Origin of the sequence: Spiroplasma corruscae, assembly GCF_002237575.1 — a bacterium.
Lineage (GTDB): Bacteria > Bacillota_I > Bacilli_A > Mycoplasmatales > Mycoplasmataceae > Spiroplasma_A > Spiroplasma_A corruscae.
Genome location: NZ_CP022535.1, coordinates 347,606 through 373,370, shown reverse-complemented (window position 1 = coordinate 373,370; position 25,765 = coordinate 347,606). Strand labels below are relative to the sequence as shown.

Sequence of the window (25,765 nt, the reverse complement as noted above, 5' to 3'; positions counted from 1 at the left end):
TAGAAGGAGGATTATAATGAATTTATTAGCATCAAATAAGAATGACATCTTACGTGATTTTCTTGCAATTAGTAAATGACAATCAGCAGTTGGAATTCTAATTTTTGTTGGACTTCAAATAGGATTATGAATATTTTTAAAAAAAGTAAAAATTACGTTTATGTATAGAGTTATTATAGGTATGGTTATTGGGTTAATATTTGGTATTGTTGTCCAAGGAATAATAGAATTTCCTGACTCAGAAACCTTAAAAAAAGGGTATTTAGATAGTAACAGTGATATTTATTGAGTAAATGAACTAAATATTTGATCACAATTCTTTAAAAACATATTTATTCGTGGTGTAAACCTATTAACGATACCAATTGTCTTTATAGCAATATTTAAAATTACTGCAAAACCAGGAGAAAACGGCTTAGCACGTATAACAGGTAAAGGAATTGCGATATTACTAACTAATGTTGCAGTAATGTTTACAATAACTTTCTTTATTGGAATTGCAACCGATGTTGGTGGTGGAATATTTAAGTTAGTTGATGAAGCAATACCTGATGGTAAGAATAATGTCCCATTACCAAAATTAATTTGAGAATATTTACCAATAAATTTCTTTTCAGCATTAACACAAAATACAATTATCCCAGTAATGGTAATTGCTGCAATAGCTGGAATTTCAGTAAAAATTTTATCAAAGAGAAATAAAGTAGAAATGGAAGCAATTGTAAAAGGTGCTGATACTGCATGAAAAATAACATCATCAATGCTTTCAACTTTTATGAAAATAATGCCGTTAGCAGTTATGTCTATGCTCTCAACATCAATTACCGAAAGACCAATTGGCGAACTTGCAAATATAGGTAAGGTTATTGGTGTTGGTTATTTATGTATAATAATAGCTATTATTTGATTATCATTACAAATACTATTGTCAAGAGTTAAACTTGGTGCTTGATGGAAGAATGCTTGAAGACCTTTAGTGCAAGGATTTTCAACACAATCATCAAATGCTTCTTTACCAGTATCAATGAACGCTTTGAAAGATATGAAAATTAATGAAAAAGTTGTTAGTAGTATACCTCCAATTTCAACAACAATGGGTCTTATCGCATGTGCTGGTATACAAGCTGGTTTAGCAACAAGCATATTATGAACAGGTTCTAATGCACCACATTCAATGGGATTATTTACTTACTTTATTATTTCGTTATTTGTTACTGTGGTTGCATCACTGGGTATTGCAGGTGTACCAGGAACTGCTACAGTTGTTACAGTTGGTGTTATTGGTGGAATTGGATATTCTGAATTTATAATGTCTGTTCTAGGGGTAATTGCACCACTTGATGGATTATTTGATATGGGAAGAACTGGAGCTAATGTGTTAGGTGGTTTTGCTACAGCAACAATTGTTGCTAAATCAGAAGGCTTAATTGAAGATGGTTCGCCTTTATTGAACCATAAAGGAATTGAAAAACAAAAAAGTATATTAGCAATGAAAAATTTAAAAGATCAATTTAGTTTAGAAATTCTAAATAGTAAGAAAGAGTTTAATAAGAGTATAAAACAAAAAGATATAACTAAAGAAGATATTGATAAATTAAAATTAGATCACAGTAATTTAATCAAAGAAATAGAAGAAAACTATAAAATTAAAAAAACTAATCTAAAAACTAAAAATGAAAATAAATAAAAAATCTAGCTTTATTTTGCTAGATTTTTATTCGTTATTTAAGCTTTTTTTGAGCTGATTGTTACAAAGAAACTAAGATCATCTGCATTTTTATATTTTAAAGTCACTTTTATTTTTGCATCATCATTTACTTCATCTTTTCCAGAAACTAGAAGTAGATTATAGTATGATGCACCATTGTGACCTTCAACAGAGGCACTAAATTTACCTTTTAAATTTTCATTGTCATATGATACGGAAATAATTTCATTAGTTAATGGATTATCGATGTATATACCGTAATATGTACCCGAATTAGTATTTAGTTTGATAACATCATTATATTTTATTCCACTAATAGAGGGTTTTTTTGTACTATCTACAATAATATTTATCTTTATTTCAAATTTTATTCCATTATAACTATATTCAATTACATTCTCTTTTGATACTTTTAATCCATAAACTACTATTGTTAATGCTTCATTTGTATCAGTATCATAATCATTCATTGCAAACGCATCAATATTACCTGTTGAGGCATTTTCATTAACTACATTTATTTTTGCATTTTTAAATCTATCAGTTACATCTAGTTTAATTAATTTATGTCTACCTTCACTTACTTCAATTGGCAAAGTTTGTTCAACATCTAATTTTATTGTATGTTCATCAATTATATCAACCAATAATGTCTCATTAATTTTATTCATATATTTTAAATTAACTACAACATCTTGTTCTTTTTTATAACCGGAAGTTATATTAATTTTAAATATTACAAATTTTAAATCTTCAACTACTTTTTCAACTTTAAATGGTAAAAGTGATTCTGTTACATTAGTTGATAATTCTAATTCTCCATTGCTTATAGGATTATTTACTGTTATGTATTTGGTAATAGTATTTTGATTATCTTCTGTACTTTTAATAATAGTTACCTTTTTTTCGTAGTCACTTAAAAATGGAAATCCATATTTTTCTACTACTGTTACATATAATGATACTTGTGAATATTCATAGTTTATTAGAATTTTTGTTTTCCCTAACTTTAAACCATTTATTCTAAAAGTAACTTCACCATTTCCTGATGAATCTTTACTGATTGCATTTTCAATACTTACCAAATCTTTGTCAACAACAATAACTTCATAATTAGCATCTTTTACTGGATTGGCAAATATTACTTGTTCTGGTGTTGAAGAATTAAGCTGTACATTTGAATCTAATAATTCATTTGTACTAGGTTCATCATGTTTTGCCCCAAGGACTTTTACATTAAATGAACTTTCAAAATCACCATATTTTACTTTTACATTTGTATCAACTATTGTTTTAGCTTTTAAAGTAACTTCAAAGAACCCTTTCGATTCACTATCAATGGCGTTTGAGACCGAAACACTTAATGCACCTTCATTTTCAGATATTGCACTAATTTCGGCATCTTTTATTATTACTTGAGACCTTACAACTACTATTTTAGTTTTGGCTTCATACATTGTTTGATCTTCTATTTTTTCTATTTTATTTACATCACTTGGTACAGTATTTGTTTCTTGGCTTTGATCATTTTCTTTTCCGCAAGATGAAACAATTGAAATAGAATGAGTTAATAATCCAATTGATGCTAGTATACTTAATAATTTTTTCATAATCTTCCCCTTATTTATTCAATAATATTAATATATCAAATTTTAAGGGTGCTTTAAATAACAAGTTTAAAAAAATCTCTTAAAATAAGAGATTTTTAAATTTAATTCTATCATTCTTCACCATTAGTTATTGTTGCTTTTCCAGTTAATTGATAACCAGCATATTTATTTTTAGCCTCAGGTTTAAATTCTATTGTTATATCTTCCCCAGTTTGTGTAACATTAATAATATTTGCAAAATCAGCAATAAATTGATCTTTTGTCACTGTTCCATCTTTATATGAATTTTCATCTTCAGGTTTTTGACCAACGAAGAAGTATTTTCCGCTATTACTTGAGAAATCTGTTCAAAATCCAATATTATTTTCTGTATCAAATAGATATTCAGTTATTTCAGTAGCATCAACACTATCACCTTGATATTTAATTGGAGGTATGCCCATTTCTTCATTAACTCATGAATCTAGATTAAACATCCCAACTTTTTCATCGTTTTTATTTGTTATATTAAAAGTTATATTTATTGTGCTTGGAGCAAAATCAGAATTAATAACAATACTAATAACACCTTTTCCTTCTTTTAAGTCGTAACTATCCAAATTAAAATTATCTTTCTTATTTTTTTCTATTGAATTTGTACTTAATAAATTTTCAATAAGTTCATTTTTTGTAGCATAATCATTACTTGGATCTGATAACAATATATCACCTAGTTCTGTTTTTATATTATCATCTAATTTTGTTTGACCTTTTATAGAGATTTTTACACTTCCATTAGCATAATAACCATCAATATCATTATTATGACCGCTCTTAATAGTACCTACAATAGACTTAATTTCAATAGTTGAATTGTTATTTGTTATTAATTTATCACTACTATCTAAATAATTAATATGAATCATGCTCATTATTATTTCTGGGTCTATTTCATAACCAAAGCCTTTTGCTTTTATTAATGTTTCAGTAACAAATTTGTTTAGTGATTTAAATACTGATTCTTTACTTTTAATATCTTCAACCATCAAGAATCCTGGATTTAATGAACTAGGTCTTACAACAGAACCTAAACTGGTATCATTTACAACCTGTTCAACTAACGCTAAATCAAAATTAGTTCTTGAATTATCAAAAAACTCTATTTTAAATGTGGCTTTACCTAGTATTTTTGTAGAATCTTTTGTTTCAACAACTAGAGACCCTTGCTCACTTGTGCTTTTAGCTGCTACAAAACCACTAAACATTAAATCAGATTCTGTAATAGATGATTTAATATACTTTTGACTAATAGTTGTTAGTACTGCAATTTTAGCATCTTGTTCCGAATTTGACGCTGGAGATATTTTTAGTTCTTCTGATGTTAATTTACTTAAATCAGGTGTTTCATCAACTGGAGTATCTGTACTAGTTGTATCATTTCCACAAGAGATAACCGTTGCACTAGTTGTCACTACCATTCCCATCGATGCTAATATACTTAATAATTTTTTCATTTTTAATTCCTACCTTCTACATAAAAAATTATATATATAAAAATAGGTAAAGTATTTTTAGTATCGTAAAATATTTTATAAAAAAACTTGGTTAATGTTAACCAAGTTTAATTATTATTTGATGTCTTTTAAAATTTTATCAATTTTATTTGCATTATCTAATGAATTATCATATTCAAATGATAGCTCTGGTACACTTCTCATTTCAACTTTATTAGCAAGTAGCATTCTTATTTCTTTTAGATAATCTTTAATTTCACTTTTTACATCTTCTAGATCAAATTCTGGGTTTAAATATGAATAATAAATCTTTGCATGACTCATATCATTTGATAATCTAACTTCATGGATTGATAAAAACTTAATATAGTCGCTATCGTGAAACTCTCTTTGTAAAATTAGTGTCAATTCTCTTAAAATAATAGATTGAGTACGTTCGATTTTTACATCTTTTGGCATAATTATTTCACCTCTTCTATCTTATATGCTTCTATAATATCATTTTCTTTTAGGTCATTAAAGTTTTTTACCACAATACCACATTCTTGCCCAGTCCTTGCTTCTTTTATATCATCCTTATTATTTCTCAAAGAAGCCATATCTCCACTGTAAATTACTATTCCATCTCTTATTATATGTACTTTTGAACCTCTTGGAATTGTACCACTTATTACCCTACATCCTGCAATAGTACCAACTTGTGAGTGTTTAAATAATTTTCTTACTTCAGCTTCACCTTGTTGTTTTTCTTCATAAACTGGATCTAGCATACCAGCAGCAGCTTCTTGAATTTCTTCTAATAATTTATAAATTATATTATGTAATCTAATTTCGACTCCGTCTTCTTCTGCTTTTTGTCTAACTTGTGCATTTGGTCTTACATTAAATCCATATACTAATGCATTAGATGCTAATGCAAGAGTTATATCACTAACTGATATAGCACCAACAGTTGCACGAATAACATTTATTTTAACACCTTTGATATTAATTTTTAACATTGCATTTCTAACTGCTTCAACCGTACCTTGTACATCTGCTTTTAAGATAATATTAATTGATTTTAATTCCCCAGCTTCAATTTGATTCTTCATAGAGTCTAAGGTAAATGCTGTAGTTTTATTTCTAGAGTCATTTGCTTGTTTTTCAAACTGCGCTTTTGCAATATCTCTTGCAATTTTCTCTTCTGAAACAACTATGAATTTATCACCAGCTCTTGGTACTTCATTTAGACCTATGATTACTGCTGGTTGACCAGGACTCACATGTTTAAGTTTCATTTTATTTTCATTTTCAATATCTTTGATAGTTCCATATGTTGCACCAGCAATAATAATATTTTTTATATTTAATGTCCCGTTTTGAACTAAAACAGTTGCTATAGGACCTCTATTTTTATCGATATGAGCTTCAATTACTGTACCTCTAGCAAACTTATTTGGATTAGCTTTTAAATCTTTTAATTCAGAAATAAGTAATATTGTTTCTAATAAAGTATCGATTCCTAACTTAGTTTTTGCAGATCCTTCGATAAATGGAGTGTCTCCACTAAATTCTTCTGCAACGATTCCATACTTCATTAATTCCATTTTTACTTTACTTGGGTCAGACCCTGGTTTGTCAACCTTGTTAACAAAGACAATAATGGGTACATTTGCAGCTTTAGCATGGTCAATCGCTTCTTCTGTTTGAGGCATTACCCCATCATCAGCAGCAACAACAATAATTACAATATCTGTTACTTCACTACCTCTTGCTCTCATTTCAGTAAAAGCTTCATGACCTGGGGTATCTATAAATGTAATTTTATTTTTATTAATGCTGGTTTGATAAGCACCAATATGTTGGGTAATTCCACCAAATTCTCCATCTATTACATTTGCATTTCTAATTGAGTCTAATAATGTTGTTTTCCCATGATCTACATGACCCATAATAGTAACTATAGGTGGTCTACTTTTAAGTTCTTCTGGGTTATCTTCCTCTTCTAATGTTTCAAATATATTTTCTTTTGTAATATTAGTTTCTTTTTTAAAGTCATATCCTAGTTCTAAACATAATTCTCCCATTTGTTCTTCAGAAAGAGTAACATTTTGGTTTAACATTATACCCTTTGTAAAAAATATTTTAACAATGGCTGCTGGTTCTTTACCAATTTTTTTTGCAAAGTCTGCTATTGATAATGGTTCAGTAAAAATAAAAACCCCATCGATTAATCCTGTTTCTTTCGTTTCTCTTAATTTATTTTTTATATTAGTTGTATGTGCCTTTGATTTGCTCTTGTAATTTTGTTTATTATTATTAATTGGTTTCTTATTTTTATTTGTCATAATACCAACTCCATTCTAATTAAATATTACTTAAAATTAATTTAATGAAATTTGAATCTTGTATTCCAACTGCTTTGATGTTATCTTTTCCAATTGCTTTACTTAATTCCATCCCATTTAATAGATTATCATAATATTTAACATTATAAAAACTACATTTGTTAGTAATTTTTTTATATTGGCTTGGACCAATATCAGTTACAATAATTACTAAACTAACTTTATTTTCTCTTATTTTGTCAATTAATTTTGAACCATATGTTAGTTTATTTGCTGAAGAAACTATTCCCAATGATGATACTAATTTTTCCTTATTCATAATTAACTAACCTCATTAGTTCTTTTTCAATTGCTTCATATATATCTCTATTAATAGTAGTTTTAAATGCTCTATCTAGTATATTTCTTTGTTTAATTTTTTTTATTGAAATATTATTAGGTAAAACATAAACTCCTCTACCTTCAGCCACTTTAGTATGATCAACAAATACTTCTCCTCTTTTATTTCTAACTATTCTTAAAAGGGTATCTTTAGGGAGCATTTTATTAGATGCTACATCTTTTCTCAAAACTTGTTTATTTAATTTTTTCTTCATAAAAAGCTTTCTTACATTTTTTTTATTATTAAGATCTATTTTCTCTTCTTCTATTTGCATTTTCTATAAATGAAGTATTTTCCAACTCCTCTTTTGTTATATTACCATTTCATAAAATTTCAATGTTTTTCTCATTAGCAACATCTAATGAATAAATGTTTATTTTCATACTTACTAAGTTAGCAACTAATCTTGCTGCCATTCCCTTTTTACCAATAGCTAGGGAAAGTTGTTCATTTGGAACTACGATGAAACATTCATTGTTATCATCATCAATAGCAATACTTATTACTCTAACAGGTGCTAATGAATTCATAACAAATACTTTTTTATCTTCATCATATAGAACAACATCTATTTTTTCTCCATTTAGTTGTTTAGTTACATTTTTAATTCTACTTCCTGATGCTCCTACACAACTACCAATTGGATCAATGTTTTCTTCGTGTGACACAACTGCTATTTTTGCTCTTTTACCAGGTTCTCTTGAAACAGCTTTTACTTCAACTATACCTTCCATAATTTCAGGTACTTCTATTTCCATTAATTTAGCAAGAAAGTCAGGGTGTATTCTTGTTGCAGATATTTGTGAATGTTTGTTATCTTTAGAAATATCTTCAATATAAAATGAAATAATATCATCAATGTTAAAGAACTCACCAGGTATAGTTTTTTGGTTTCAAATAGGTATTATTACTCCATCAACTTCAACTAAATAACTTGTTTCTGTTAAATCTTTTACAGTACCACCAACTATTTCATGATTTCTTGGTAAGAACTCTTCGTAAATCATTGCTTTTTCTGCTTCACGAATTTTTTGTTTTATGATTTGACCAACTTGCATTACTGCTAGTTTTGAATATTCAACAGTAAACTCAACTGGTTCATAGACTTTATCACCGATTTTTAAATTCTCTCCATAAGTTTTTAAAGCATCTTTCAATTCTATTTCTAGTCATTCATCCTCAAGTTCTTCAACAATAACTAATTCTTTAAATACATTTATTGTTCCAATGTTTTCATCTATTTCAACTCTTATTATAGCTTCTGGGTCAAAGAATTTTTCATAGGCTTTTTGAAAACCTTCTCTTATTCCTTCAAAAATAATACTTTTATCAATTTTTTTGTCTTGAACAATTTCATAAATTGCATCAAGCAATTTTGCTCCGTCTATCAATTTTTTTCCTCCTATCAAATAGAAAAGAAGACTTACGCCTTCTTTTTACAAATATGACTACTAATATTATACATATAATTTATTTGATAAAAAGGATAATTTTAACTAATTGTTAAAAACAAGACTTTTATATAATTCCAACATATGTTCTGTTGAGGTAAAATAATCAACAATTTGTAAACCAAATTGTAATGCTGCACCAATTGAAGAACCTGTTATTATGTTTCTATCAGTAATTGCTGCATTATGAGATTTTTTAATTGCTTTATCTAAACCATCAACACAACCTGGATAATGAGTAACTTCCACTCCATCTAGGATACCTAACTTTCCAAGTATTTGCGGAGCCGCACAAATTGCAGCTATAACTTTTTTCTTTTCATTAAATTTTTTCAAATTGTCAAGTAAAAGTTGGCACTTTTCAAGGTTAGCTACGCCAGCTCCTCCTGGTAAAACTAAACAATCATACTCATCAAAACTAATATTTTCAATTAATTTATGTGCTTTTACAGTAATACCATTTGCTCCATTAACTATTAAATTTTGTGTAATTGAAACTAGATCAATTTTTTCAAAACTACCTGGGAACATTTTTTTTGCCCTATTTAATACATCATTTGTCGCAACCATTTCTGTATCTTCAAAACCTTCTGCTAAAAAAATTGCTACATTTGCCATTTTTTTTACCTCATTTCTACTTTTATTATATAAATTTTATATAATAAATTAAAGAGAAATGGTGAAAATATGGGTATTTTAAAAATATTAAAGGTTGCAGCAAAATTAGCTAATTACAAAGAATCAACCAAATTAATAAAATACAAAAGTACAAAAAAATTGGTTCACAATAATATAATGCTTGATATTAGTATAAGAACAATTAGAAATTCAATTAACAAGGCATCAAATCTTGTTTTTAAAGACAAGCTTAAACAAGAGGTAGGATTTAAGTTTGTATATTCTAAAGGTTTTAATTCATTTGGTTTTAAAGAAAAAGTGGATATCATTTTTTGTAATATTCATTCACAAGTTATAGCGATTTATTCTAACTTTAAGCCAAATAAATTTACAAGTCTTCACGAAGATACATACTCAATATTTGTTCTAGCTAATAATAGTAATAAATTTCTAAACATTAAAAAAAATGATTTTCTAACTATTTCAAAGTAAAAAAATCCCACAAGGATTTTTTTATTATATATTATTATGAAGCAAAACTTTCTTTAATTTTGTTAGTGTAATCTTCTACAGCTTTTAAAAGATCTACTGATTTATACGTACTTTGATTTTTAAAATAGTTATTTGATGCTAATTTTAATTTATCAACTGAGAATGACGTTTTAATTTTTGAAGCTATATCGCTTGTTAATAAGTTATTACCATCTTGAGATATATCTCCAGGTGTTCATATTGTCTTACCAGATAAATTAGTTCCTAATGAGTCTTTGATATCTTTTTCATTATCATCAAATGTCATACTTAATTTATTATCATCATAATATTTTTTAATATTTGAAGTTACTGTTTCATTATTGTAATATTCCTTAGAACTAGCTAAAGCAACTACTGTACTATCCTTAATATTTTTTTCAGCTGATGTTATAAATGAGTTTGAATAACTACTTGAATATGCTTCTGCTTGATTTGTATCAACACCAACAACTTTAATAGTATCTAGTTTGTTTCTTGTTTTTATTACCCCTAATAAGTCAGCTGTTTGAGGACCTGCGACTGGCATTACTACATTAGGGTTTTCTGCAACTATTTTTTCAGATATCGCACTTCCTTCACCGGCTAAGAATGAGTTTGAATATCAATTAGCATCTGTATCGCTAGTTGGAGCGCTTTTTTGAGATGAAATTCTATCTGCTTTTATACCTTTATAAACAACATCTCCAAAAATATCTTTTAACGGATCAACAGCATCTTTTGTATCTATATTTTCACTATAATAGTTAAATACATCAATAGCTGCTAAGAAACCAACCATAAATAGTTCAACTGCTATATAATTTGTTTGTCCACCAAAAGTTGCTAGCTTAACTGTTTTATTTACTTCTTTGTTATCCTTTATAGTTTGATAAATTGCGGCTATACCAGCATAAAAACCAGACATATCTGCTTTATATAATAATCCTATAACCGTGTTTAAACCTTCGTTTCTCCCATCAATAAATATTTCAGTACCATTTTCTCCTAAGGCACTTGAAGCTGATTTTAAATTATCTCCAGCATGATGGAATCCAGGTAAAATTGCAACTTTTGCACCTGATTCTTTAGCTATATTATAACCATCTGGTATCTCAGTTTCATTATGTGGTTCATTAAAACCAATACCAGCATAAGTATTGTTTTTATTTACTTCTAATATTTCTTTTATAAAATAATCACCTGCATTTTTTCCACTCTCATTGAATGATTTATCTGATATTCTTCCAGCATCGGTTACTAAAAAAATATCATTAAATGATTTTGCACCACAAGCAACTACATTTGAAGCACTACTTGCAATAACTGTAAAAGCTAATAATCCTGATATTAATTTCTTCATTTTAATCTCCTTTGTATAAATTAAAAAAAGAGTAGAAAAGTTTTATATCTAATAAAATTTTCTCCTCCTTTTATTTAATCTATATCTATATTTAATCATATTTTTGAAGATAATAAATAATTTATATTATCTTATTGTTTTATCATATGGTTGACCAATACTTTTTGGTGGTCTTGAATACTTAGAAATAGTAATCATTGTGAATATAGATAGTAAAAATGGTAATATATTAAATAAATTAGAATTTCCTAATACTCAAACGCTATTAGTTAAGTTAATGATTCTTTCTCCAATGGCAAAAAACATCGAAAATATAAAGGATGCTATAACTGTGTATCTTATCTTTCATTGACCAACTATCATAATTGCAAGTGCAATAAAACCAAAACCATTAACAGTTCCAAAAAAATTTCCATTGTTTTTTATAATTACAAAGCAAGCTCCTGATATTCCTGCAATCATACCACTAACTATCACTGCTAAATATCTATACTTATATACATTTACTCCTGCAGAACTTACTGCATTAGGGTTCTCTCCAACAGCGATATGTCTTGTTCCAGTTCTTGTAAAAGAAAAATAAATACCAGAAAATGCTGTTATTATTATTGATAATAATAAATATAATGTAAAAATATTATTTGAACCTGAAAAAGATATAACAGAGTAGCCAGACGTTATTAAAGTTCCATTTGATTCAGTTCACCCTCTTGTTGTAGTTAAAAACATTGCTAATCCTTGAGCAAATAAATTAATTGCCGTACCAGATATTATTTGATTAGCTTTTAATTTAATTGAAGCTAATCCATGAAATAATGCAAACAATCCTGCTACTAAAGCAGCTAAAATTATTGGAATAATTTGCATAATATCTGTTGAATCGCTTTTGTATATTTTACTACCAACAATAGCATAAGTTAGCGCTCCAATTACCATCATTCCATCAATACCAACGTTAATAACTCCTGATTTTTCCGAAACCAGTCCTGCAAGTGATGCTAATGAAAATATGACAAAGTAAATTGAAATTGATTCTAATAATATGTTAGCTGCCATAAGATTTCACCACCTCACATCTTTTATTATAATAAGTAATTTTATTTATATAATTTTCCTTCTCGAAAAACTTTTGTTTTTTATCTGATGATGTATTTTTAATTGTAACTTTCTTTTCTTTAAAATCTTTTTTTATTATTAAAAATTTCTCTTTTATTTCATTTATACTTTTTTTTAGTTTTTCATACTGTTCTATTCTATATTTATTAAATTCATCTAGACTAATTTTATTTTTACTCTCTAATTCTTCTTTTCATTTTTGGATATTATTCAATAATAGTTTTTTTAGGTTTAAGCGTTCTTCCTTACTTGTTTGCTTATTCTTTAAATCCAGTTTTAACTTCTGCCTAGAATCCTTAACCTTAGTTTTATAATTATTAAAAGAAATAACAAAACTATTTAATAATTCATATTTCTTTTTTAAAACTTGGTTACTAATTTTTTTTCTTAATCCTGAAATAGAATACTTTTTATGAAGTAATATACTTTCCTCGTTGAACATTGAAAATCTTTCTTTTAATTGTCTTATTTCAAATTTAACATTATTTTTAAAATCTTGTTTTTCTATTTTATATTGTTTTGCACATTTTTTTACTAATGCTTTATTTTTATTAATTAAGTTTTCTAATTCTTCGCTTTTTTCCTTAATGACAGAGTTATTATTAGTTTTTTTAAGATTTGAAATTTCTTGTTTAAGTATTAGAATTGACTTACTATACTCAGTATCTTTTATACTTTTTTTTAAATTTCTTAGTTCATCATCTTTAAAATATAGAAGTTTTTTAAATCTTAGTGATCAAACTTTATTAAATGTAATATAAAAATTTTTTTTGACCTCAAATTGATAAAATATAAAAAAGTTTTTATATAAGTATTCATAAATTCTTAATTTAAAGAATAACGCTGATATACCTGCCCCATATGTAATTGCTCCAAAAACAAGAGTTGAAACATCTTTTGAAAGCAATGGAAACTCAATCGATTTTGCAATACCTGAACCATTTTTAAGCATAGCTCAAAACATTGCGACTGGCAAAATTCCAACTACATTATTAAATGCAACAAGTGCAATTGGAATAGCATCAAATCCTATTGTTGGAAGCTCACTAATTTTTCCTGTTGAAATACTAAGTTGTATAGTCATATAATAAATGAATCCACCCATACTAATGAATAATCCTTGTAAGGCAGTTGTAAGAAGAATGTAATACTTTATATTAATACCTGCATATTTTGCAGCAGTTGGTTGCTTTCCAGAAACCTTAAATTTATATCCAAAAGTAGTTAGATTAACTAAAATATAAACTAGGATAACTGAAATAATTGTAAGTATCACACCAAATAATCAAGTGTTTCCATTTATTGATAATCAATTCGTATTAAGTGGCTGTGTGACATGATTACTACTTCACACTCACTCAGGTCTGTCAAAAATTCAATTGGCAAATATTCACACAATTCAGTTCAACATAACTGTAGTTACAACTTCATGAATATTAAAACTTATTTTTAAGATACCAGATATTAACGAAATAGCAATTCCAGAGAATACAAATATTAAGAATACATTAATTACAAATGAATTATCAACATCTTTGAAACCAACTCCTTCTGCACTAGCCTTATTACCAATTGCAAGTACGCTGAAAACCATTCCGATAACAGCTTGTCCTGTACCACCCATATTAAAAATTCCGATTTTAAAACCTAGTGCTAACCCAATTCCCATTAAAGCATATGTTGAAAAATAATTTATTGTTGAAGGTAAAAATGTTGATGAAGAATTTCTAAGTGAGTAACCTATTGATGAGAATATAAACGCAAACCCATCTTCACCATTTGCAAGAATTATGATTATTCCAATTAACAGTCCAAATAAGATTGAGTATAAAGACGCTTTTGCTACTGATAAGCTTTTTTTTGTCTTATCAGATTTAAGAGAGTTTATTAAATGTTGTTTTTTTATTCACCTACTAGTGCTAAATTTCATTATATTTTTTCTCCCATCATCATTAATCCGATTTTATCAATACTAATGTTTTTTCCTTTTAACTCACCAACAGTTGACCCCGCATTTAAAACAACTACTCTATCTGATAACGCTAGTACTTCACTTAGTTCATATGATACTAGCAAAATAGCTTTACCTTGTTTTTTTGCTTTAAGTATTTCTGAATGGATAAATTCAATAGAACCAATATCTAATCCACGAGTAGGCTGGAATACTACGATTAAATCACTATCTCTTTCAAGTTCTCTACCAATAATTGCTTTTTGTTGATTACCACCAGATAATTCTCTTGCAATTGCGTATCCCGATTGTGAATTTCTAACATCATATTTCTTTATTATTCTTTGCCCATACTCTTGGATTGAATTAAAATTTATAAATCCATAACTACTAAATTTACTGTTGGATATGTCTTGAAGAACCATATTATCAATTAAGTTGTTGTCTAATACAAGACCATACTTATGTCTATCTTCAGGAATATGACTTATTTTATACTTAGAATACCTTTTATTAACACTAATATTATTTAATAGGTTATTGTTAATAAAAATTTGTCCTTTTTTAAATTTACATAAACCAGTAATTGCATTAACTAATTCTTGCTGTCCGTTACCTTCAACACCAGCAATAGCTACAATTTCTCCCTTAGAAATATTAAGTGAGAAGTTTTTCAAAGCATCTACTTTATGATTATTTTGATTAGGAACATATAAATCTTTAATAGATAATATGATGTCTTCTTTTATATCTTTATAATCATTTTGAACTTCCACTACTTTTCTTCCAACCATGGCTTGTGCAAATTCTTCAATACTTGTATTTTTTACATCATAATGACCTACAACTTTACCGTTCCTTAAAACAGTTGCACTATCAGCAACTTCTTTAATTTCAGCCATTTTGTGAGTAATAAATATAATTGTTTTACCACTCTTTTTTAAGCTTTTTAACACTTCTAAAAAACCTTCAATTTCTTTAGGTGTAAGTACTGCAGTTGGTTCATCAAATATTAGAATTTCAGATTCTCTATAAAGAGCTTTTAAAATTTCTGCCTTTTGTTGTGAAGCCACACTTGAATTAATTGGTTTTTTATTTAAATCAATAGTTAGATTATATTTATTCATTATTTCAGTAATTTTGTTTATAGTTTTTGATTTATTTATAAAAAATTTTAAATATGTTTGTTCACAACCTAATGAAATATTTTTTCAATAAGGATAAGTCTCAATTAACTTAAAGTGTTGATGCACCATTCCAATACCAAGATTATTTGCTTTAATAGGACTAGTAATAATATGAGACTTTCCATTAATTAATATTTCTCCAAATGTAGGATTATAAAGTCCAAATAAAATTGACATTAAAGTTGACTTACCCGCACCATTTTCGCCGATAATAGCGTGGACCTCACCTTTTTTCACTTTTAAATTAATGTTATCATTGGCAATAATTTTCTTATTAAATACCATTGTAATATTTTTCATTTCAACAGCAAAATTATTATTCATTGTTTCTCCTATTTGTTTACTACTATATTTAATCATAAAGAAATTAAATAATTAAGTATATATAAATAAAAAAATAAATGTCTTATAAAAATAAGACATTTATTTTTTTTATTATTATTTCAGTACTGTATTTGCTAATTCGTCTAATGCATCTTTTTTAGCCTTTGTTCAAAAGTCAACAGCCAAGAACTTATCCACAATTCTTGCTGAAATATGTAAATCTTTAAAATAAAAGTTAAACTTGTTATATCTAATAGCAATATGACCAATTGTTATTGCTAAAAAATCATACCCATCTTCAATTAATTCTTTTCCTGTTTTATCTTTAAATTCTGGGTAACCATAGGTTTCATACATTGCTTTACGCATTGTCTCAACTCCTGGATCATACCATTCTTTAATAACATATTCTTTTAGTTCTTGGATTTTTCTTTCTCCTTCTTCACCTGATTTTTTTCATACGTTTATAACATGTTCTTCGAAAAATGGAGCAAATCTTTTTATCCCTTCATCAAGTGATGGATAAAATATTTGAAATGGTTCGACACCTTCAACTTCAACGTGTGCTAAAAATCAAGGTTCAGAAAAAGAAACTACACCAACCTGCTCAGAACTTATTTGGTAAATCTTCTCACTCATAAAAAACTCCTTTGATTTATTTAATTATAACATAAATAAAATTCAATTAAATTGCAGACCTTAATATATAAATTATAACAATAGCAATTAGTATTAATGAAATTGGTAATAAAAACCAAAGTAATCATAACTTGGTTTTTCATTTGTTAGCATACTCTGATTTTAACTTTGATTTTTTTGGTCTTTTTTCAATAACAAGTTTTAAAGGAACTTCTTTTTCTTCATTATTAAATGACGATTTTTTTCACATTGGTGATTCTTGCACCTTTTCTTGTTCCTCGTGCTTTTCTTCTCTTTTACGAGGTTTATTTTCTTTTGCTTTCTCTAAATTTTCATCAATAAGTTGCTCTTTTTCATTTTCAGCTAATAATGGATCATCTGAATCTGGTAATATTTCAATTTCACCACCCGTTACTCCTTTTAAAGTATCAACAAAATGTTTTAAAACTTTTTTATTAGGTGTTGCAAATGTTATTCCATTACCAAAACTATCATTTTGTAATGATACATAGTTTAATTTAGAATCACTTTTAGAATACTGAACTAATATTTTTTGTAATGAATATGAATCAAATGGTAAATATCTTATTTGAGTATTATTCTCATTATCTAAAACCTCAATAGTAAATGTTCTTTTTGAAGTTATAAAAACAATACCAATCATATCTTCTTCGTATCTTTTAAAACTTGCTCAAAGAGCTGATAATACGTTTTCATCTTCGTCAAAGTATGTTTCCATATTACTTCATACTTTTTCATTAATGTTTTTATAAGTCGGAGCTCAACTATAGCCATTTTTTTCTAAGTCTACTTTGATATCATTTATTGATTTCATATTTCTCCTTCTATTTATTGTATTTACCAGTAAATTTATTGTAAATATCTACTAACTTTTTTTCATAAATGTTATGTGTTTTAGGAATATAGTATTTCTTGTTTTTAATCAAATCTGGCATATATTGTTGTTCAACATAATCATTTGGATAATCATGTGCATATTTATAATTATAAGTATGATTAAGTTTTGCTGATGAATCATAATGATTATCTCTTAAATATGATGGAATTGGAGGAATGTTGCTTTTTCTAACATCTGCAATAGCATTATCAATTGCCATTATACTTGAATTTGACTTTTCACTTAGTGCCATTTCAATTATCACAAGACCTAATATGATTCTTCCTTCAGGCATTCCTACTTGTCTAAAAGCATTACAAGCATTAACAACTCTAACTGGAATACTTGGATTCGCAAGACCAATATCTTCATAAGCTATAATTATCATTCTTCTCATTAAAGTTTCATAATCACCAATTTCAAATAATCTAGCAAAATAATGTAATGAAGCATTCACATCACTACCCCTAATTGATTTTTGAAGTGCTGATTTTAAATCATGAAATTCATCACCATAACTTGAACCTTTTGCTGAATTAATAAATGATAATTGGTCTATAAAATCTTTATCTATCACTTTATCATTATAAAGTTCTTGTATTATTTCAATCATATTAATTGCAAATCTCAAATCTCCATTTGATCTTGATGAAATAGCTCTTAGACCATCTTCTTTTATGACTGTTTTATTATCAATTTTTAATAATATTTTATTTAATCCATTGAACATTTCATCTTCTGTGATTTCTTTTAATTGTAGTATAGTACTTCTACTTCTGACGGCTGGATTAATAACAAAATACGGGTTTTCTGTCGTTGTTATAAAAACAACAAGTTTTTTTGATTCAATGTATTCTAATAAAAAGTCTTGAATACTTTTATTCATTCTATGAAACTCATCGATAATTAATACAAATTCATTGTCATTGATATTTTTTACGATACTTTGTAGTTTTTCCTTTTTATCATTTGAGGCATTAAAAAAATCATAGTCTATTTTTAAATCATTAGCTAAAGATATTGCTAATGAAGTTTTCCCAATTCCTGGAGGACCATAAAATATTAAATTTGTTAAAAACCTTTTTTCAATCATTCTTGAAACCAAACCATTTTCTTTATTGATTAAATGACTTTGACCAACAACATCATTTACTGTTTTAGGTCTTAAAATGTAACTTAATGGTTGTTTCATCTTTTCTCCTTATTTACTATGAATTAGCAGCATCATATAAATTTTTAAATCTTCCTTCAATTGATATTAATTCTTTATAAGTTCCTTCTTGGACAATACCTTTACCTGATTCTAATACATAAATTTTGTCAACATTTTTAATTGTTGTTAATCTATGAGCTATTATAATAGTAGTTTTACCCTTCATTAAGTTATCTAACTGTGATTGAATTTCTTTTTCAACAATATTATCCAACGCACTAGTAGCTTCATCAAGAACTAGTAATTCAGGGTTCCTTAAAAGCATTCTTGCAATTACTAATCTTTGTTTTTGACCACCACTTAATAATAAACCCCTTTCACCTAGAACTGTATTATAAGTATCGGGCCAACTCATTATAATGTTATGAACTTGTGCTTTTTTACAAGCTTCATGTACCTCTTCATCGGTAGCATTGAAAAAACCATACCTAACATTATCATAAACTGTTCCATAAAGTATTTGAGGTTCTTGTTCAACATAACCAACATGACTTAAATAACTTCTTAGGTTAAAATCCTTTAAGTTAATGTCGTTTATTAAAACGCATCCATCTGTTGGGTCATAAAACCTTAGTAATAGTTTTGAGATTGTTGATTTTCCACTGCCTGTTTCACCAACAAAAGCATAACTTTTACCCTTTTCAAATGTTAAATTTAGGATTGGAACAACATTTATTTCTGGTTTTTCCGGATAATTAAACTTTACATTACGAAATTCAATTTTATTAATTTCTTGATCAAATAGTAAACCATTATCTTCATTATCAGATAATATAGGATCTTTAAACACTACTTCATATATTTTAGTTGAAGAAGCAGAAGCTCTTGATAATCCAGGAATAATTGCAGAAATTTGTCATAGTGGTCTTGTTAAACCAGTCATTGCTGTTGAAATTGGAATTATAATTGTAATAAACTTATTTACGTCTCCATTATCACCATATATTAACACTGCCGATGCTATTATTAATAGATTGATTAATACATCTGATGCAACTAGAATCGCAAGTAATGTTCCATCTATTCTTGAGATCGGTTTAAAAACTTTAATATAAGGATCATGTATATTTTTGATTCTTTTTTCTTCATATTTTCTTGTTGCTGATGATTTTACAAGTTTTATAGCATTAATTCTATCAATAACGTCACCATTAATATCAGATATAACTTCTCTAACAACTGTTACTTTTTTTTGATATCGTGCAGATATAATTATAATAATAACAGCAAGTAGATATACACTAACAGATGAAATTAAAGCTAAATATACATCTATTAAAAACAATGTAGCAGTACCAAAAACTAATACTAAAGGCGCTTGTATAATTCAAGAAACTAAACCGGAGATCTCATTACCTATTATATTAGTATCTCCGACTAATTTAGTCATAAGTTTGCCAGTTTTTTTGTCTGAATAATATGAAATATCATACTCCAATAATCTTTTAATTGTTAATTTTCTCAATTCGACTTCAATAGTTACTGATAATACTATTGAACAAGAATTTCTTATAAATGTACATAGATATAAAAAAACTAAATCACCAACAGTTATTGATAATCACCAATACCATCTTAAACCATAATCTTTTCCAGCGTTATTATCATAATCAAATTGTGCTTGGTTTAATGTAATATTAACAAGCAATGAGTTTAAACTTACTAATATTGAACTAAGTAAAGCAACAAAAATTACAGTGAAAAATAGAAATTTATGCTTAAAACCATACGTAAGTACTATTTTGAAGAATCTAAGTTTGTTCTTCTTTTTCATAAATTCATACAGTTTATCATCAGCTGTTTTTTTAGGTTTTTTAGGATTATTTGACCCAACTCTTGTTGAGTTATTATAACCTATATAATCAACATTTCTACTAGCATCCATAAATACCTCTTAATAAAAGTATATATCAAGAAAATGAAAATTGAATATTAAAGATAAAAGACAAACCACTAATAAAAATAATAAACTAATATAAATATGGATTATTAGATTTTATATATATTCTTGTATAACAAATCAATTTAATAAATTCTAATTCTATTAATGTAAATTTAATTTTCTATAGGTTTAATTTTTATTTAGAACAATATTTATTTTGATAAATAACGAATATTTTTTTTCTAATTTATATATTTATTGTTTATATTTACATAAAAATATATTGAGTAAAATAATTTGTTATTCATTTCATATTAAATAAATCTTATTTTTTATAATTTTAGATACACTTTATTTTAACTAATCAATTTGTAAAAATTAACCAGATCTTATTACTATCTTATATATTAAATTTTTTTGAAAAATATATACAATAAGTAAACACTTATTAAAAAAACTAAATATAAAACTAATATCTGTTTTCTTTAGTGTTATATTATTTTTCTAATTTCTTATTTTAATATAAAGTACTTTATATTTTAAATTTAGTTTATAAAAATATTAACTAACGATTTGTTTGATAAACACGATAAATTATTATTTATATCAACTTATATTAATTTCCTATAAAACTAGTGCTTTTTTAATTTAAAATATATCTTCTCATTCAATTTTTTAGATATGATAATTAAAACTTATTCATCTTTAGCGTGTTAGTTTTTAAAATTAATTAAGGACATTATTTTAAAAAATAATTAAATTTATAAAAACTTTTTAAACTAGTTAAATTGACTTTAAAAAGTTAATCTATATCACTATATTCATATTTAGAAATGAGAGGTAGAAATAATGAAAAAATTATTAAGTTTATTAGCTACAATATCTATAATAACAACTTCATCATCGGTAATAGCATGTGGGGGAATACCAGAAGTTGAAGAAAAGAATAATGAAAAAATAGATTTAAGTAGCATTAACAACAATTTAGGCGAAATTAAAGGAAGTACAAATTTACCTACGTTACAGTTATTAGTACTTTCAATTAATGAAATAAATGAAAACTTAGAATTAAGTGAAGATGATGTTAGAATTGATGGAAGTCAAACAATAACATCCACAAAGTTGGTAGCACTTGAAAATTCACTGAATTTTAAAGGAGAAGTTATAATTACTTACAATTATGAAAAAGTAGAAAAAAGAGATTTATCTACTTTAAATGGTAATTTGGATATTTTATATGGTAAAGACTCAAAACCGTCTGAAACTGAAATTATTAATAAATTTTTATTAATAAATAATAAAGAAGGAATTAAGTCAACTGATATAAGATTAAAACAAAACTCACTTAATGAAGATTTAACAGAAGCAACTATTGAAGCAAACGAAAATAGTGATTTATTTGTAGGTTCTATAGATTTAACTTTTAAATACAGTGTAGCAACTGAAGTTGATCTTAAACTTGTTAATGATTTAATAAATGGCGAAGGAGATTATGCTTCAATGAGTCCTGCCGTTTTTAAAAAAGGAATTACAGCAAATCCTGATGAAATAAATAATAAGGAAAGCATGTTTAATAACATAAAAACTTTTACAGAAAAATTACTTAATTTAGCTAAATTACTTGGTATTAACATATCATTCGATCAACTAAATGAAATGGTTGATATTAATTATTATAGCGACGATAATGGTACTATTTTACATGAAGGAAATCAAAAAATTAAACTTATAAGGATTACAGTTAAAAAAGGTTATGAATTGAATATTGATGGTTATTATGTAAAAGGTGTGATAAATGCAAAAGTTTATGAGAAAATTGATATAACTAAAATAATTACAGATACAGATTTAGGAACATTAAAAGTAACATCAACTTCTCATCAGCTTTATGCACTGAGAGCAGTAAATGAATATTTAACAAATAAATACAAAGACATTATGGATGAAAACAATATTACATCTGATTGTTGAGAAACTATTAATAATAAAAGTTTTAAGTACGATGATGATTCAAAGTTATCAGCAACAGTTACATTACCAAAAGAGGATACATTTAATAATATTTTTTATAATAGTATTACTTTAAAATTTAAAATAGAAAAAAAATAATTATTAAAATTATATAATTCTACACTATAAATAGTGTAGTTTTTTTTATAAACTATTTATTAATAAATAATTAGTAAAGATAAGAAAATTTTAATTGATCCTCTACTATTTGTAAATAATTAATAAATATGTTTAAAGAACTTAAAAATAAATTATTAATAATTTACAAATAAGTTTAATGCATGACTAAAAATATTAATATATTAATGTTATAGAAATTTTTACTAATTAAAATTAACAATACTAATTTCATTATTACTTATTTTTGTCATACTAATAAATTAATACGGTAATCTAGTTTCACAATTATTTCAATAATACTAATTAGTATCTAATTACTCCATTTTATGGATAATTAAAAAGTAATAATTTGTAAACTTATGATTGAACACGGTGTGTTCAATAAAATCTAAAATTGGTTAAAATTGTGTGAACAATAATTTATATAAAATAAAAAACACAAACTAATGTCTGTGTTATATCAAATATTTGTAAAAATACTTATATTTAAGTTTTTTTTATTTAATGTGATTTAGCAGTAACTTTATCAGTACTTGTAGTGCTAATTGGTAATTCTTTTTCTAACTCTTTTAATTTTTCATTAAAGATAGCTTCATAAACTTCTGAGTACTTTTTAACTAAAATAATTTCTAGGTCTTTTTTAACTTCTTCAGGAATATCTTCAATATCTTTTTTATTTTTAAAAGGTATTATAATTTTTTTCAATCCACTTCTATGAGCTGAAATTGATTTTTCACGCAATCCACCAATTGGGAATACCAAACCTCTCAGTGTAATCTCTCCAGTCATACCCAAATCTTTAGGAACTGGTTTGTTTGTTAGTGCTGATATAATAGCTGTTGTTAATGTTATACCTGCACTTGGTCCATCTTTTGGAACAGCACCTTCTGGTACATGTAAGTGAACATCATTTTCAGAAAACACTTCTTTTGGAATATTAAATGCTTTATAATTTGATTTAACATAATCATATGCGATTGTTGCCGATTCTTTCATAACATCACCAAGTTTACCTGTTAGGATTAATCCACCTTTACCTGGAAAATGGTTTACTTCGATTGGTAATATATCTCCACCAAATTGCGTATATGCAAGTCCGGTAACAACACCAATTTGAGATTCATTATCCTTCTCAGTGTGCTCAAATATTCTTTTTTTCAAAAGTTCATTTACTACTTTTGGAGTTACAACAAGTTTATCTAACTCTTTATTTAACATTTTAACAACAAACTTTCTTGCAATTGAAGCTATTCATCTTTCAAGCTGTCTTACACCAGCTTCTCTTGTATAATGTTTAATAATTTCACTTATTCCATCTTCTTGGAATTTTACTTGATCTGAATTTAATGCATGATCTTTAAGTACCTTAGGTACTAAATATTCATGAGCGATTTTCATTTTTTCAATTTCAGTATAACTAGAAAGTTCAATAATTTCCATTCTATCATACAAAGCTTCAGGAATATTTTCTGGATAATTGGCAGTAGCAATAAATACTACATCACTTAAATCATATTCTTCTTCCAAGTAATGGTCAGAGAATTTAGAGTTTTGTTCAGGATCTAAAACCTCTAGCATTGCTGATGCAGGATCTCCTCTATAGTCACTTGCCATTTTATCTACTTCATCAAGTAAGAAAACAGGGTTTTTTACTCCGGCTCTTTTCATACCTTGAATTATTCGACCGGGCATTGCTCCTATATAAGTTTTTCTGTGTCCTCTTATTTCAGATTCATCTTTGATACCACCTAAGGCAACTTTAACAAATTCTCTACCCATTGCTTCAGCAATTGATTTTGCTAAACTTGTTTTACCAACCCCTGGAGGACCTACTAATGTAATTATTTGTCCTTTTACTGAGTTAGTATTTTGTTTAACAGCAAGATACTCAATGATTCTCTCTTTGACTTTGTCTAAACCATAATGATATTTATCAAGAACTTCTTTTGCATATTTTAAATCTGTTTTTTCCTTAGTTTTTTGTCATCAAGGAGTTTGCATCATTCAATCAATATAAGTTCTTATAATATTAGCTTCAGATGAAGCTGCTGGTAATCCTTCATATCTTTCAATTTCTTGACTTACTCTTTTTTTAATATTATCTGGAAATGGTTCTGTCTCAAGACGGTTTCGATATTTTTTCATATCGTCGCCTTCTCCATCCATGTCACCAAGTTCTTCTTTAATAGCTTTAAGTTTTTCTCTTAAATAAAACTCTCTTTGTTGTTCATCAACTCTTGATTTTATTTTTTTGCTGATTGATGACTCGATATCAGCTGATTGTCTTTTTTCATCTAAGAAATCATTAATAATTTCAATTCTTTTAACAGGATCTAATTCCTCTAAAATTGCTTGCTTTTTATTTATTGGCATAAATGTCATTAAATGTGCAGCACTATCAACAATATAGTTGGGATCAACATCACCTTTTGTTGAAGCTATTTTTAAAACTTCTTCTATTTCTGAAGGGAACTCCTCTTGTGAATTTATCATAGCTTTAATATATTTTGTTATTTTTTTCAAAGCATCTTTATCTTCTGATTTAAGAGGTTCTTTAATAACATAATCAGATGTATAGAAGTTATCTAATTCAATATTCATTAATTCAACCCTAGATATAGACTTGATATTAACGGTTAGAGTACCATCCTTTCATTCTTTTTTAATCTTAACATTAGCAATAATACCAAATGTATACAAATCTTTTATAAGTGGATCATCTTCTAAAGGTTTTTTTTGAGAAACTATTAGTATTTGTCCATCATACTTTTCAACCGCCTCTTTAACAGCGAGAGTTGTTTTGTCTCGACCAATTTCAAGTATCTGCTCAAAAGTTGGGTAAACATAACTACCCCTTGTTACTAACATAGGTAATCTTTGATTTGACATATTTCTTCCTCCTTTTGGTCAAAAATATAATAACATAATTTTTAGCACTTGCAACCATTAAGTGCTAAAAA

The 25,765-nt window shown here is 26.6% G+C and carries 20 protein-coding genes; 3 read left to right on the top strand and 17 right to left on the bottom strand.

The window, feature by feature from the left end; all coding sequences use genetic code 4:
* Window positions 1-16 precede the first annotated feature (16 nt).
* Window positions 17-1,687 carry a dicarboxylate/amino acid:cation symporter gene (locus tag SCORR_RS01775; RefSeq protein WP_094048525.1) on the top strand — a complete coding sequence of 557 codons (1,671 nt, stop codon included), beginning with the start codon at window positions 17-19 and terminating at the stop codon, window positions 1,685-1,687.
* 38 nt (window positions 1,688-1,725) lie between these two features.
* On the opposite strand, the gene SCORR_RS01770 is transcribed toward SCORR_RS01775, so the two are convergent.
* The 8 genes from SCORR_RS01770 to SCORR_RS01735 form a co-directional block, all read right to left on the bottom strand.
* On the bottom strand, window positions 1,726-3,318 hold the full coding sequence (locus SCORR_RS01770) for a hypothetical protein (RefSeq protein ID WP_094048523.1): 1,593 nt from the start codon (window positions 3,316-3,318) through the stop codon (window positions 1,726-1,728).
* Between the two features lie 107 nt (window positions 3,319-3,425).
* The gene (locus tag SCORR_RS01765) at window positions 3,426-4,811 is read right to left on the bottom strand and encodes a lipoprotein (RefSeq protein WP_094048521.1); all 1,386 of its coding nucleotides are present in this window, start codon (window positions 4,809-4,811) and stop codon (window positions 3,426-3,428) included.
* Window positions 4,812-4,925: 114 nt separating this feature from the next.
* Window positions 4,926-5,270, bottom strand: coding sequence for a 30S ribosome-binding factor RbfA (gene rbfA, locus SCORR_RS01760; protein WP_094048519.1), 345 nt, complete (start codon window positions 5,268-5,270; stop codon window positions 4,926-4,928).
* Between the two features lie 2 nt (window positions 5,271-5,272).
* A complete protein-coding gene (gene infB, locus SCORR_RS01755) occupies window positions 5,273-7,141 on the bottom strand; it encodes a translation initiation factor IF-2 (RefSeq protein WP_094048517.1) in 1,869 nt (622 codons plus the stop codon).
* Between the two features lie 19 nt (window positions 7,142-7,160).
* Window positions 7,161-7,460: a L7Ae/L30e/S12e/Gadd45 family ribosomal protein gene (locus SCORR_RS01750; RefSeq protein WP_094048515.1), complete on the bottom strand. Its 300-nt coding sequence runs from the start codon at window positions 7,458-7,460 to the stop codon at window positions 7,161-7,163.
* Entirely contained in the window at window positions 7,453-7,737 is a 285-nt protein-coding gene (rnpM, locus tag SCORR_RS01745; RefSeq protein ID WP_157705328.1) for an RNase P modulator RnpM, read from the bottom strand. The genes SCORR_RS01750 and rnpM overlap by 8 nt, the downstream gene beginning before the upstream one ends.
* 28 nt (window positions 7,738-7,765) lie before the next feature.
* The gene (nusA, locus tag SCORR_RS01740) at window positions 7,766-8,914 is read right to left on the bottom strand and encodes a transcription termination factor NusA (RefSeq protein WP_169709027.1); all 1,149 of its coding nucleotides are present in this window, start codon (window positions 8,912-8,914) and stop codon (window positions 7,766-7,768) included.
* Window positions 8,915-9,019: 105 nt separating this feature from the next.
* Window positions 9,020-9,592, bottom strand: a complete 573-nt coding sequence (locus tag SCORR_RS01735; RefSeq protein WP_094048509.1) for a DJ-1 family glyoxalase III — start codon at window positions 9,590-9,592, stop codon at window positions 9,020-9,022.
* Window positions 9,593-9,661: 69 nt separating this feature from the next.
* Here SCORR_RS01735 and SCORR_RS01730 point away from each other — a divergent pair, with 69 nt between their 5' ends.
* On the top strand, window positions 9,662-10,084 hold the full coding sequence (locus SCORR_RS01730) for a hypothetical protein (RefSeq protein WP_094048507.1): 423 nt from the start codon (window positions 9,662-9,664) through the stop codon (window positions 10,082-10,084).
* Between the two features lie 34 nt (window positions 10,085-10,118).
* Here the strand turns inward: SCORR_RS01730 and SCORR_RS01725 are convergent, their stop codons facing one another.
* The 8 genes from SCORR_RS01725 to SCORR_RS01690 form a co-directional block, all read right to left on the bottom strand.
* Window positions 10,119-11,465 (bottom strand): hypothetical protein, encoded by a 1,347-nt coding sequence (locus SCORR_RS01725; protein ID WP_094048505.1) that lies wholly within the window; start codon window positions 11,463-11,465, stop codon window positions 10,119-10,121.
* 126 nt (window positions 11,466-11,591) lie between these two features.
* Window positions 11,592-12,521: an ABC transporter permease gene (locus SCORR_RS01720; RefSeq protein ID WP_094048503.1), complete on the bottom strand. Its 930-nt coding sequence runs from the start codon at window positions 12,519-12,521 to the stop codon at window positions 11,592-11,594.
* Window positions 12,511-14,511, bottom strand: a complete 2,001-nt coding sequence (locus tag SCORR_RS01715) for an ABC transporter permease subunit (protein WP_094048501.1) — start codon at window positions 14,509-14,511, stop codon at window positions 12,511-12,513. Before SCORR_RS01715 ends, SCORR_RS01720 begins: the two co-directional genes overlap by 11 nt.
* Complete coding sequence (locus tag SCORR_RS01710) at window positions 14,511-16,043, bottom strand: ABC transporter ATP-binding protein (protein ID WP_094048499.1); 1,533 nt, start codon at window positions 16,041-16,043, stop codon at window positions 14,511-14,513. The genes SCORR_RS01715 and SCORR_RS01710 overlap by 1 nt, the downstream gene beginning before the upstream one ends.
* Window positions 16,044-16,157: 114 nt before the next feature.
* On the bottom strand, window positions 16,158-16,682 hold the full coding sequence (locus SCORR_RS01705) for a hypothetical protein (RefSeq protein ID WP_094048497.1): 525 nt from the start codon (window positions 16,680-16,682) through the stop codon (window positions 16,158-16,160).
* A gap of 46 nt (window positions 16,683-16,728) precedes the next feature.
* Entirely contained in the window at window positions 16,729-17,517 is a 789-nt protein-coding gene (locus SCORR_RS01700) for a hypothetical protein (RefSeq protein WP_094048495.1), read from the bottom strand.
* 10 nt (window positions 17,518-17,527) lie between these two features.
* Complete coding sequence (locus tag SCORR_RS01695) at window positions 17,528-18,772, bottom strand: replication-associated recombination protein A (protein WP_094048493.1); 1,245 nt, start codon at window positions 18,770-18,772, stop codon at window positions 17,528-17,530.
* Between the two features lie 16 nt (window positions 18,773-18,788).
* Complete coding sequence (locus SCORR_RS01690; RefSeq protein ID WP_094048491.1) at window positions 18,789-20,678, bottom strand: ABC transporter ATP-binding protein; 1,890 nt, start codon at window positions 20,676-20,678, stop codon at window positions 18,789-18,791.
* A gap of 846 nt (window positions 20,679-21,524) precedes the next feature.
* Between SCORR_RS01690 and SCORR_RS01685 the strand changes: the two genes are divergently transcribed.
* The gene (locus tag SCORR_RS01685; protein WP_094048490.1) at window positions 21,525-22,784 is read left to right on the top strand and encodes a hypothetical protein; all 1,260 of its coding nucleotides are present in this window, start codon (window positions 21,525-21,527) and stop codon (window positions 22,782-22,784) included.
* A gap of 522 nt (window positions 22,785-23,306) precedes the next feature.
* On the opposite strand, the gene lon is transcribed toward SCORR_RS01685, so the two are convergent.
* Window positions 23,307-25,694 (bottom strand): endopeptidase La, encoded by a 2,388-nt coding sequence (lon, locus tag SCORR_RS01680; protein WP_094048488.1) that lies wholly within the window; start codon window positions 25,692-25,694, stop codon window positions 23,307-23,309.
* Window positions 25,695-25,765: the final 71 nt, after the last annotated feature.